Genomic DNA, 12030 nt, shown 5'->3' with positions numbered 1-12030 from the left:
ACGGGCAGCAAGTCCCCCGTTCACTTCCTTGGAGATGTCTCGTCATGAACAAGACCGTCCGCAACACCGTCCTCGCCATCGGAGCCGCCTCGCTCGCCCTGTTCGGCGCGGCATGTGGCTCGGGCGACATGGCCAGCTCCAGCTCCAGCACCGCGCCCACCTCGGCGACCTCGATGGCGCCGTCGTCGTCGGCGATGGCTGACCCGGCCGCGAACCTCGTCGGCCCCGGTTGTGCCGACTACGCGAAGCAGGTGCCGTCCGGTGCCGGTTCCGTGTCGGGCATGGCCGCTGACCCGGTTGCTGTGGCTGCGAGCAACAACCCGCTGCTCACCACGCTCGTGAGCGCGGTGTCGGGCAAGCTGAACCCGAAGGTGAACCTGGTCTCGACGCTCAACGGCGCCGAGTTCACGGTGTTCGCGCCGGTCGACTCGGCGTTCGCGAAGATCGACGCCGCGACGATCGAGAAGCTCAAGACCGACGACGCGCTGCTGACCAAGATCCTCACGTACCACGTCGTGCCTGGCCAGATCTCCCCGGACAAGATCGCCGGTGACCAGAAGACCGTGCAGACCGGCACCGTGAAGGTCACGGGTTCCGGCAACGCCATCAAGGTGAACGACGCCAACGTGATCTGTGGTGGCGTGAAGACCGCGAACGCGACGGTCTACCTGATCGACTCGGTGCTGCTGCCCGCCTGACATCTCCAGAGGTGGCAGTACCGCGACTCCGGGAACCGCGCTGTGTACGCGGTTCCCGGAGTTTTTGCGTACGCGGAGCTTGATCCGCGTATCGCATGTGGACGGTCACCGCACCTTCGGAGACGGCCAGCCCGTTGTTCTCAGCTGCGCATCCGGTTGCGAGGCCGGGACCGAGTTGGCGGCGTTGCGACCTGTGTCGCCGTACCCGATGACGAGGAAGTTATCGGTCACGCCTCAGGATTGGCGCGTCACCCGAACCGGATCGGCTCTGTGCTCAGCTCAGGGAGAGAGTGAGGACCGGAGCGCCGGTCGGGCCTGATGATCCTCCCGCGGGCTCGATGGTGAGGATTGCCTCGCTGGCCCCGTTGAATCCACGCACCAGCAATGAGGCCACGCCACCGGCTTGGTGGGTGGTCCCGGCTGAACGCGGGCCGTGGTCGTCCACGAGCCACAGCTGGTAGGCGCGGCCGGGCGGCGGGGTGCGCAGGCCGTCGGCGAGGAAGAGCATCTCGTTCCGGCTGTCCGACAGCGCCGCGCTTCCCGCGAGATCTGCCGTGCTGACCAGGCGCAGGTCCGCTGCTGCGAGCAGATCGCCGGTCGGAGTGCGCGAGGTGGCCGTCACCGGTTTGGTGGACGCCGAGGTCAGTGTGCCGTGCACGCCGGCCACCGCCCCCGCCACCAGGCAGGCGGCCGCGACCAGTACGGCGGCGCGCTGGAGGCCTTGACGCCGTGAGGAGACGTTGACGTGCTCCGAACTCGACGGCACCTGCTGCACGAACTTGACCGCGTTCAACACCCGCGCGCGTAGAGCTCTCGGATGGAGGTGGTCCACGGCGCTCCCGAGCAGGGCGGCGGTCTCCCGCAACCCCGCTGTCTCGTCCGCGCAGGCCTGACATCTGTTCAGATGTGTCTCGAATTCCGCGTGCTCGAAGTCCGGCAGCGCGTCGAGTGCGTGTGCACCGGTCTGCAGGTGCGGGTTGATCGCACGCGTCCTTCCCGGTTTCACACCGGTACTTCGGCGCAGTCCGGCGACCGGATTGCCGCGCTCCGTCGATCTTGTTCCTCGGAACTGCGAGAACACCGCCGCTGTCAGTCCGAAGTGGACGGTTTTCGTGGTGTTGACACCAGAAGGCCGCCCCGGAGCGCGGTCGGGGCGGCCTTCGCAAGGGGGTGTGTCAGAGACTCAGGTCGAGGTCGTTGAGCACGCCGCCGACGTTGACGTCGCCGAGCTCGCCGGAGAGGTCGCCGATCTTGCCGATGTCGCCGATCTGGCCGACGCCGGTCACGTCGCCGAGGTTGCCCACGTTGGACACGACGTCGGTGACGTTGCCGACGTGGTCGAGCGAGAGGTCGTTGCCGGTCACATTGCCCAGGGTGGAGGTGATGTCGCCGTTGAGCACGTCGGTCACGCCCAGGTCGCCGGTGTGCGCGGTGCTGGTGACATCGCCGACGACGTCGGTGATGTGCGCGGTGTCGAGCAGGTCGGTGCCGTTGCTGATGTCGCCGACGGTGTCGGTCACCTCGAGGTCGGTGACGGTCTTGGTGACGTCGGTGATCTCGGTGGTGCCGGCGACGTCCAGCGCACTGGAGGGGTCGCTGAGCACGTCGAAGCCGTTGGTGACGCCGTGCACGGCGGCGGTCAGGCCGGAGACCGAGCCGAGGACGGAGTTGTCGTCGATCTGCTGGCCGACGGTGTTCTGCAGCGTGCTCATCAGGTCGAGCTGCTGGTCGAGGTCCAGGCCGGAGATCGTCGACCCGAAGTCGCCGACGGCGGTGGCCGGGGCGAAGTCCAGCACGAGGGGCAGCAGCTCCTGGATGTCGGACGGGTGCACGTCACCGAGACCGGCCGCGTCGAGCGAGCCCTGGGGGTCGAGCTGGAAGGCCGAGCGGGCGTCGGGGTCGCCGAGCAGGTTGAGGGTGAAGTCGTGCAGCGTCTGGGGCAGGTCCACGTCGAACTCCAGGTGCGTCGTTGTGCTGGTGCCACTGAAAGCTACGAAGAACGGTGCTCTCACCGCATCGGGTGACATGCCTGGTCTCGTCCGGCGTTCGCGGATCGGGGATTTGCTCGACTCCGAGTAGGGGGATAGGGGTATTTCCCGATCTTGAGGCGATGACCAAACCTGAACGGGTGACGCACCGAACCAGAGAGGTGAGTCCGACCCGCTGGAGGTGCACGCGCCCATGTCCCCGCTGTCGGACACGCCCTTGTTGATCGACGACGGGACCAATCGAACGCTCGAACGCGCACGCGGCGCGGACCACGTCGTGCTGACCGGACCGGCGGGGTGCGGCAAGACCGCACTGTTGACCACCTTCGGTCATCCGATCGTGGTCGACGACGGCCACCTGCTCGGTGATGACGAAGCCGACCGGTTGCTGGAGGAGGCGGACGCCGGAGGCCGGCTCGCCGTGGCCCATCGCACGTGGCCGGACAACCGGGCGCTCGCCCGTCTCATCGGGAAACTGCCCGGTTCGGTGGTCCGGGTGCAGCTGCGACCGCTGTCGCGCGAACACGTGCGGTCTCTCGCCGCGCACGTCCAGGACGCCGAGGTGAGCGAGGAGTTCGCGGAGCTGCTGCACGAGCGAACCGGTGGCACCCCGGGGTTCGTGCTCGACGAGCTCTCGCAGGATCCGCGCACGACGTTCACCCGCCACTTCGACGGGCTGTCCATCGCCTCGCACGACGTCCTGCTGGCTCTCGCCTCCGGCGCTCCCTTCGACGTCGGCCTGCTCACGGCGGTGCTCGCGCTGGACCTCGGAGCGGTGTCGGAGTCCGTCGAAGCCCTCAGGTCGGCAGGTCTGCTCAGAATCGACGGAACACCGCTCGCCGTCGCGGCGGACGCGATCGAGACGTACGCCCCGGCGGAGCAGCGAGCGGATCTGCTGCGCAAACTAGCCCTCAACCAGGTTGAGCGCGCCCAGCCGGTGGCCGGCTACGCACGATCCTTGCTGGACCTCGGTGTGGCGGATCCCGGACTCGCTGCCGTGTTCGTGGCCGCCGGCCAAGAGGTGATCGACGACGATCCGATGTTCGCGGCGCGCTTGTTCACCCTCGCCGGCACCGGGTCCTCGGCGCTTCTGGCGAGAGCCCGCGCTCTCAGCGGTGATCTCGACGGCGCGGTGAGCGCCGTGGACCTGGAACACGCCGACGCGGACGCGTTGCTGGTGGCCGCGACCGCGCTGACCCTGCGAGGACAGGTCGGCCGAGGAGGTGAACTGCTACAGCGCTCGGACAACGGTCTCGCGCTGGGCTTCGCGGTAACGGGCCTGCTCGGCGCGGGGCGGCTGCAAGACGCCCTGACCGTCCAGGCCGGAGCCCGGTCGCATCCCGCCACGTCCTTGACCGACACGCTCGGGCACCGGCTCGCCGACGTGGTTGTGGGGACCGTCACCGGGGCGCCGATGGCCGCGGTCGCCGCCTCGGTCGCCACGGCCGGGGTGAACCAGGCCGGAGTCCGCGCCTTGGTGCAGCCGGACAGTCCCACCGCGCTCGCCGCGTTGATCTGCGTCCATGCGGGGGAGCTGACGGTGGCGAGGTCGTTGCTGGCCAAGGCCGTCCAGGACGATGGCGGCAGGGGATTGCACGCGGATCGCCATGAGCTGTTGCTCGCGTGTGTGGAACTCCTCGGCGGTGACACCGAGGCGGCACAACGACTCTCGCGTCCGGACCTCGCCAGGGAGCCACGCGAGGCCTTGCTCGCCGCAGCGCTGGAGCTCGGCATCGCCCGCCGCGCCGGAGATCTACGCGCGTTGTGGTCGGCATGGGAGCCCGCCCAGCGGGCCCTGGTCGTCCACCCCGTCGACCTCTACACCTTGATTCCGCTGACCGAGATCGCCGTCGCCGCGGCCAGAATCGGCCAGTTCCACCGAGTCGAGACGCACCTGAACGAGGCGTGGACGCTGTTGGCCGATCTCGGTGATCCTCCACTGTGGTCGGTTCTCCCGCGCTGGAACGCCTTTCACACCGCGCTCCTGCTGGGTGATCACGGATCTGCGAAGGAACATCTCACGATCTTGGACGCGGCGGCGGACGCGCTGCCGTTTGCCCGTGCGCTCTCGCTCGCCGCGCACTGCTGGAGCCGGGCGGGCTTGGGGGACGTGGACCACGCACGCGTCGAAGCGGCGGCGCGGGAACTGCACGCTCACGGCATGCGCGCGGACGCCGCCAGGCTCGCCGGACACGCGGCCATGCACACCACCGACCGCAAGGCGATGACCCGACTGCTCGACATCGCCCGCCAGTTCCACGGTAGCGGCGGACAGAGCAGTGGCGGCGCCCAAGTCCTGAGCGAACGCGAACAGGAGGTGGCCGCACTGGTCCGGGACGGGCTCACCTACCGCGAGGTCGGCGACGCGCTGTTCATCTCGGCCAAGACCGTCGAGCACCACGTCACCCGCATCCGCAACAAACTCGGTGCGAAGAACCGGCGCGAGCTCGAACGCGCCCTGGCGGACGTCGACCTGTCCTAGGCAAGTAGTAACCCGATCAGGTGGACTGGGCCTCGGTGTCGATCCGGCTTCGGGACCTCGTGCGGATGTGGTGTGCGCGGATCCGCCAGATGCGGTTCAGCCGGTTCGGGACGGCGCCACGCACGTCCCTGTGCGTCCAAGATGGACCCGGACGCACAGGGACAGGGCGTCGTCCTTCGCGGCTGGCACCGTCTCGGGCGTCGCCCCGCGGTGGTGAGTTCGGTCGTCGTCCAATCTGCCGCAGGGTTCGTCCCGAACCACTGGTGTGAAGGCAACGCGATCCATCCTCATCGGCCTCGTGTCCGTGGCCGCGGCATTGGCCGTGGGACATCTCGTCGCGGGACTGGTGAGCCCGCTGGCCTCGCCGTTCCTCGCGGTGGGCAACACCGCGATCGACCTGACCCCGCACCCGGTCAAGGACTTCGCGATCCGCACGTTCGGCGAGAACGACAAGCTGGTGCTGCTCGGCGGCATGGCGGTCGTGCTCGCCCTGCTCGGCGTTGTCGCGGGTGTGCTGTCGCGGCGCAGCCCGTGGCCGGGTACCGCGCTCGCCGGCCTGCTCGGCCTGATCGGGATCGTCGCGGTGCTGGCTCGGCCGACGACGACGGCGTGGTCGGTGCTCGCCCCCGCGGTCAGTCTCGTCGTCGGTGTCGCGGCCTTCCGCTGGTTGTGGTCCCAGGCTCCCGCGGTGGCGCCGGGAAGGCGGAAGTTCCTGCTGTCGACGGCGGCGGTCGCGGCGGGAGCCGCGGTTGCGGGAGTGGGTGGGCAGTTGCTCGCGGGCCGGGTGGACGTCGAGGCCTCGCGGCGCGGAATCACGTTGCGGCCGGGGAAGAAAGCGCCGGAGATCCCGTTCGACGCGGACTTCTCCCGCGAGGGCACACCGACTTTCCTGACGCCCAACGACAAGTTCTACCGCGTCGACACCGCGCTCTCCATCCCACGCCTTCGGGCGGAGGACTGGCGGATGCGCGTGCACGGCATGGTGGACAACGAGATGGTGCTCACCTACGACGACCTGCTGCGGCGTCCGCTGGTGGAGAAGACGATCACGCTCGTGTGCGTGTCCAACGAGGTCGGTGGGCCGTACATCTCGACCTCGAACTTCATCGGCGTGGACCTGGCCGACCTGTTGCGCGAGGCGGGCGTGCGGTCCGGCGCCGACCAACTGGCGACGCGCAGCGTGGACGGCTGGACGTGTGGCACGCCGGTCTCGTCGATCATGGCGCCGGGGTCGAACGCGATGCTGGCCATCGGGATGAACGGTGAGCCGCTGCCGCTGGAACGCGGGTTCCCGGTGCGCATGGTCGTACCGGGCCTCTACGGCTACGTCTCGGCGACGAAGTGGTTGGTGGACATGGAACTCACCACCTTCGACGCGTTCGACCCCTACTGGGCGCAGCGCGGCTGGGCGAAGAAGGCCCCGGTCAAGGTGATGTCGCGGATCGACCGGCCGAAGTCGTTCGAACGGGCGCCGGCGGGCCGGTTCGTCGCGGCGGGCATCGCGTGGGCACAGCACCTGGGCATCGACAAGGTCGAGGTCAGGGTCGACGGCGGGCCGTGGCAGCAGGCGAGTTTGAGCAAGGAGGTCAACGTCGACACCTGGCGGATGTGGCGGATCGAGCTCGACGTGGCGCCGGGCAACCACACCGTGGAGTGCCGGGCCACCGACCGCAACGGACTCACCCAGACCAACGACCGCGCCGCCCCCATCCCGGACGGCGCCACCGGCTGGCACTCGATGGTCTTCACCGCCGTCGCCTAGCGTCGTCCGGCCGCCTGTTCCTGCAGGACCGCGAGAGCCTGGTCGGCGTGGGCGTCGAACTTCAGCTCGCTCTTGATCACTTCGAGGATCCGGCGGTCGGTGTCGATGACGAAGGTGCGCCTGCGGGTGTGCAGGGGCAGGAAGCGCCGCCAGGCACCGAACTGCTTCGCGACAGCGCCGTCCACATCGGACAGAAGAGGGTAGTCGAAGCCGTGGGTGGTGGAGAACTCGCTCTGTTTGCCCACGGTGTCCGGGCTGATACCGATCCGGTGTGCCCCGAACGCGCGGAACTCCCTGGCGAGATCGCGGAAGTGGCAGCTCTCCTGGGTGCAGCCGCCGGACAGCGCTGCAGGGTAGAAGAACAACACGACCGGGCCGGTGGCCAGGAACTCCGACAGCGTGCGAGGCGTGCCCGTGTCGTCGGGCAGGGTGAAGTCGGGGCAGGTGTCTCCGCGTTTCATGCTGGTGCTTCGGGCCGGTGGCCGACGCGGATTGGTGCCTGCTGCGGTAACGGCATCGAGCCGCCGGGTGTGCCGGGCACGTGCCCGGGCCTCGTCGATGGCGACGTTGCGCGCGATCGTGAACAGCCACACGCGCAGGCTCGCCAGATCCGGGTCGAAACGGTCCGCGGACCGTCACGCTCTCAGGAACACCTCGTGCACGGCCTCCTCCGCGGCCTGGCCGTCCCCGAGTTGCCGGAGCGCGAAGCGGTACAGCTCAGGTCCGTGCGCGGCGTAGACGTCCCGGAGCTCCAGATCCGTCCGCCTGCCGATGATCGCCATGAGCTCCCATCACCGCACCTGAAAGCCGGTTCGTGGCGGAGCCGGTATGGATGAGTTTGATTTGTCCGGTTCGCCCTTCAAAGCCGGACGAGGACGTGTCGTAGACACCCGTGTTCCGCGTTCACGGCCTTTGGGAGAAACCATGCGCATCGTCCGCACGACCGTCATCGCCGCCGCGGCAGCACTGCTCGCGGACGTGCTCGGCGCGGCGCCCGCCTCGGCGTCCGGCGACCAGCTCCGCGTGCACCTGCTCACCGACGACGGCGTGCTCAGCACCCGGACGTGGTCGTCTCCGCTATTCGCCCAGTACCGCGTCCGCGTCACCGGCTTGAAGGCGCACGACCGGCTCGCCGGCATCGACGTGCGGCCCGCCACCGGCGTCCTGTACGCGATCGGGCGCTCGGGCCAGCTCTACACCCTCGATACCCGCACCGGCCGCGTCACCACGGTCTCGCTGGTGGCGAAGTGGTCACCCGCTCCAGGAACCGAACGGCGGGCCGAACTTCTACCCGATGGCGACCGATGCGCGCTACGACATCAACAACGACAACGACGGCGATGAAGTCCGCCGCATTGTCATGGTCGGTCACCATGCCATGCAACCAGAGCACGAGATAGACGGGCAGAGGTGGCGAGGGTGCTGACCCGACGTACCCGGTATACCCAGTGATCAGTGGTCGTCATGCTGGGTGACTTCTGCTGCAGCGCATCATCCCATCGTGGCGATAGCAATCCGGATGGCCAGCGCGCCACGAACTAGAACGACACGACATCTGCACATCTGCAGTGCGCCAGCGAGGGGAGATCGACCGATGCCCGATCTGGACGATCCAGCGAAATCCGCATCAGCAAACGCGGTCGAGGTCACCGGTCCGGACGCCGAGGGCTCAGTCACGGTGCGGGCGCGTGGAGTGGTGGACGCGGCCGCGTTCGCTGCGGCGTTGGCCCGTACCGGCGACCCCGAGACCAGCACTGTGGTGGTCGACCTGCTCGAAGTTGACTCCTTCTCCATGGAAGCCGCCAGTGCGTTGTTGAGCCACCAACGCGCTGTCAGCAGAGCAATGACGCCAAACCGCCGGCTGCTGCTTCGGCCGTCTCCTGCCGTCATCCGCAAGCTCGACTTGCTGGGACTAACCGCGGTGCTCTTGGGCAACAGCGAGTCCGCCAAGTGAACGCCTGGACTGGACAGGGCAGGTCATGAGGGATAGGGCGCCAGCAGTTCCGGCGGTGAGTCATGGTGTGGCCGTGCGTCCCAAGGCGGAGAGGATCTCGACGATGGTGGGGAGAGGCTCGGGTCAAACGCTCAGGGGCGTGGCTGGCGCCGAGGCGGGCCTGCGGATGATCGGTGCCGGTGCGGTCGAGTTGGTCGATGGCCTTGGTGAACCGGTAGGCGACGTGTCCCTGCTCGGTCACCATGTTCCGGGGGCGTGGGGCATCGAGGGTTCGGCCGGTGCAGCAGACGCCGGCTGCGGAGGCCGGCGTGGCGATGACGACCGCGATCGCGGTCCAGGTCCACGACCGGCCCAAAAGTAGTCGCAGTCTGCAGCAGGCGGGAGGGCGACGCAGAGTGACCGGGCTGTGCGCTAGGCGCCGCGAGCGGGCCGGGCGCGGCGGAGGTGGGACACGCGGCGAGGGATCACAGGCCGAGGGTGACAACTTCTCGGATCTGTATGTGCTTTACCCCGGCGGTTCCACCGTCGACGACAGCGACGCGGAGGCGGCTGTGCGCGCCGGATGTAGACCCTGTTGACCGTTCCCGGCATACCTTCGGCGGTGTGCGAGCCGAGGTGGCTGACGGGCCATAGCTCCGCGCTCATGGACGGCTGAGCCATTCCCTGTCCGCTGCGGCGTCCAAGGCTTCGAATGACGGGCTGCTTACAGTCGCGGCCGCGTACACCGGATTGCGGTGGGGCGAGTTGGCTCGACTGCAGTAGATCAGGATTCAACTCTCTGGACGACCCCAGGATCGAGGTATCCCGAGTTCGGTGCCCTGCACGATGTTCGAGGCCGGACGCTCGAACCTGGCCCGCCCAAGACACCTGCCAGTGAGCCTTTCATCCTGGGCTGGATGCGCTGGCGGGCAGATACCTGTCCAAAGGCGAGCCATTCGCCGACATCGGCGCCGGATTCGCGGTCTCGACCACGACCTGCTGGCGCTAGGTCAACGAACCCGTCGAGCTGCTGGCCCAGCGGTCCCCGAAGCTGCGAGAAGCTCTGCGCAAGGCGGAACGCAAGGGCATCGCCTACGTGGTGATCGACGGCACGCTCATTCCGATAGACCGGATCGCCGCAGACCGTCCCTCCTGCTTCGGCAAACACAGGATGCACGCGGTGAACCTGCGGGTGATCGCCTCCCCGGACGACACGATCCTGTAGGTATCCGGCGACCTGCCCGGCAGCATCCACGACACCGCCGCGGCCTGCATCTGGAACATCCTCGCGGTTCTGCGCGATGCCGGGCTGATCGCCTTGGGAGACAAGGGCTATCACGACTACGACCAGACTGGTCGACTCGTGATCACCCCGTACAAGGGTCGTAACGAGCCCGAGTCGCAGGAGGACGTCAAGCGCGCTCATGCCGCCTGTGCGGACCTGGTGAACGCGCCAACGCCCAGCTCAAGACCTTGCGCATCCTGCGCAAGCTCCGCTGCTGCCCCCGCCGCGCCGGCCGACTGGCCAAGGCCATCCGTGTCCTGCGAACTACGAGGTCACCGCAGAATGAAAAGGCTCGATGAGAAATACTTCGCCGAAGGCGCGAGTTCTGATATTCCGGGCTCCATTATGGATCGGACAATCATTCGACGCGAATGAGCGGCAATATTGAGAATTTTGCGTAAGACATTGCGATATTTCCGGAGTTGGTCGTCTGCTGGAGTGCTCTGCGTCTACATTCGATTGGTCGGAGACGTTCGCAAAAGTGAGGAGAATCGATGAAACAGTACGTCAAGAGGGTGACGACAGTTGTCCTCTCGATACTCAGTTTCTTGGCTGTGGTGAGTGTTTCAGAAGCTTCCGCAGCTCGTGTCTGTGAAATTCGACGGCCATGTGAGGTGACACTCGAAATCCTTGAAGCTTGGGGTGATACGCGATCGCGCGCCCTGTCGGGTGCGTATGAGGTCTACGGTGGGGGAGCATACAAATGTGTTCCTCGAACCGGCGCGTCTCCGTCTCATGCAAATATTCCAGTTACCACGTACTCAACTATTCGCTCAGGACAGGCATTCGTTGCAGGTCAAGCTTATGCAGGCTGCAACGGGATCGACAACAACACGCATATCTGCGAATTTTCCGTTCCCTCCAGTCCGTATCTGGCGGCAATGAGGGTTCGGCTGTACAAGCACAGCTGTTCAGTTCAGCAGATCTATCACTAAATATCGAAATATTTGTGCTCGCCGCAACGTGGATCCGGTAATGGAGTGTCCGGGCGACCGGCAGGCTGGTCGCGCATATCGAGTGTGGAAGGTGGTCATGGCGGGCCTGGAACGGTCAGCATGGGCCGCAGTCTGTGGAAGACGGCCCGAAGTCAGCGCGGATCAGCAGTACTGCACGGACTCCGGGGAAGCCGCGCCGGGCGATCGTGGCGTTGATGTCGGGCCATAACCAGATGGTCAGGTACATCACGTCGCCGATGCAGGTCAGCGACGTGATGTGCGAGACGTGATCATACGTTCAACGAGCAGGTTCGACGCGCTGGAACCCACATTAAATGGGAAACGCCCGAAGATGTTCGGGCAGATCCGCGAACGGATCTGCCCGAACGTCCCCGCTGATCGGGGCCTCACTGCGTTCGCCACGTGGTCACTATCGGCGCTGCGTGAGCATCTGCTCGACCGCGGCACGGTCGCCGCGATCAGCCGGAAACCTGCGCCGAATCCTGTGCGCCGACCTCGCCTCGCGACAGAATGTGACAACCTGGAAGCCTTCACCGACCCAGGACTTGCTGATCAAGATGCATCGGATCCTGGGCATCTACTAGCATTCATCTGCGGGATGGGTGGGCGATCTGAGTGGACGAGTTCGGCCCGCTCCGCCTTACACCCCGCATGGGAAAAGCCTGGCAACCACAAACCAGACTGCTCCGCTCACAGGCGATCTGCAATCCTGCGTTCCGACCGCGGCGGCGAGAAGCCATGTCCCTCTGGCCGACAATGGCCGCGTGAGCTCGATGCGGTTGTCACGTTCGTCCATCGCTAGCGCGACCTTGGCGAGCAGCTCCAGCGACGTCCCCGCGCCGAGCGTGACGGCGTTGACCAGGATCACTGCGGTGATCACCTTGTTGAACCACGGGGCGTCGACCAGGACGCGCAGCCGATCACGG

The 12030-nt window shown here is 67.0% G+C and carries 10 protein-coding genes and 2 pseudogenes; 7 read left to right on the top strand and 5 right to left on the bottom strand.

The features are described from left to right. Positions 1–44: 44 nt before the first annotated feature. Positions 45–698 carry a fasciclin domain-containing protein gene (locus DFR72_RS38635; protein WP_090071630.1) on the top strand — a complete coding sequence of 218 codons (654 nt, stop codon included), beginning with the start codon at positions 45–47 and terminating at the stop codon, positions 696–698. Positions 699–972: 274 nt separating this feature from the next. On the opposite strand, the gene DFR72_RS38630 is transcribed toward DFR72_RS38635, so the two are convergent. Then, on the bottom strand, positions 973–1704 hold the full coding sequence (locus DFR72_RS38630) for an anti-sigma factor (RefSeq protein ID WP_170176591.1): 732 nt from the start codon (positions 1702–1704) through the stop codon (positions 973–975). A 169-nt stretch (positions 1705–1873) separates the two neighbouring features. Beyond that, positions 1874–2647 carry an IniB N-terminal domain-containing protein gene (locus DFR72_RS38625; RefSeq protein WP_143086960.1) on the bottom strand — a complete coding sequence of 258 codons (774 nt, stop codon included), beginning with the start codon at positions 2645–2647 and terminating at the stop codon, positions 1874–1876. Positions 2648–2879: 232 nt separating this feature from the next. Here DFR72_RS38625 and DFR72_RS38620 point away from each other — a divergent pair, with 232 nt between their 5' ends. Both DFR72_RS38620 and DFR72_RS38615 read left to right on the top strand, forming a co-directional pair. Beyond that, a complete protein-coding gene (locus tag DFR72_RS38620; RefSeq protein WP_090071636.1) occupies positions 2880–5168 on the top strand; it encodes a helix-turn-helix transcriptional regulator in 2289 nt (762 codons plus the stop codon). A gap of 265 nt (positions 5169–5433) precedes the next feature. After that, on the top strand, positions 5434–6930 hold the full coding sequence (locus tag DFR72_RS38615; RefSeq protein WP_090071638.1) for a molybdopterin-dependent oxidoreductase: 1497 nt from the start codon (positions 5434–5436) through the stop codon (positions 6928–6930). On the opposite strand, the gene DFR72_RS38610 is transcribed toward DFR72_RS38615, so the two are convergent. After that, positions 6927–7391, bottom strand: coding sequence for a peroxiredoxin (locus DFR72_RS38610; protein ID WP_090071875.1), 465 nt, complete (start codon positions 7389–7391; stop codon positions 6927–6929). The genes DFR72_RS38615 and DFR72_RS38610 overlap by 4 nt on opposite strands. 84 nt (positions 7392–7475) lie before the next feature. Beyond that, positions 7476–7712 (bottom strand): annotated as a pseudogene (locus DFR72_RS38605) (RNA polymerase sigma factor); the annotation flags it as partial. A gap of 142 nt (positions 7713–7854) precedes the next feature. Here DFR72_RS38605 and DFR72_RS47300 point away from each other — a divergent pair. The 4 genes and pseudogenes from DFR72_RS47300 to DFR72_RS38590 all read left to right on the top strand — a co-directional run. After that, positions 7855–8274 carry a DUF4394 domain-containing protein gene (locus tag DFR72_RS47300; protein WP_245983823.1) on the top strand — a complete coding sequence of 140 codons (420 nt, stop codon included), beginning with the start codon at positions 7855–7857 and terminating at the stop codon, positions 8272–8274. Then, positions 8225–8356, top strand: coding sequence for a DUF4331 domain-containing protein (locus DFR72_RS48015; protein WP_245983822.1), 132 nt, complete (start codon positions 8225–8227; stop codon positions 8354–8356). Before DFR72_RS47300 ends, DFR72_RS48015 begins: the two co-directional genes overlap by 50 nt. A 168-nt stretch (positions 8357–8524) precedes the next feature. After that, entirely contained in the window at positions 8525–8884 is a 360-nt protein-coding gene (locus tag DFR72_RS38595) for a hypothetical protein (RefSeq protein WP_143086961.1), read from the top strand. A gap of 883 nt (positions 8885–9767) precedes the next feature. Further along, positions 9768–10434, top strand: a pseudogene (locus tag DFR72_RS38590) (transposase family protein); the annotation flags it as partial. Between the two features lie 1310 nt (positions 10435–11744). On the opposite strand, the gene DFR72_RS38585 reads toward DFR72_RS38590, so the two are convergent. After that, a complete protein-coding gene (locus DFR72_RS38585; RefSeq protein ID WP_090071642.1) occupies positions 11745–11984 on the bottom strand; it encodes a hypothetical protein in 240 nt (79 codons plus the stop codon). Positions 11985–12030 lie beyond the last annotated feature (46 nt).

The organism is Lentzea flaviverrucosa (genome assembly GCF_003350445.1).
Lineage (GTDB): Bacteria > Actinomycetota > Actinomycetes > Mycobacteriales > Pseudonocardiaceae > Lentzea > Lentzea californiensis.
The sequence above is the reverse complement of the archived record's forward strand: the minus strand, read 5'-3'. Positions and strand labels throughout refer to the sequence as shown.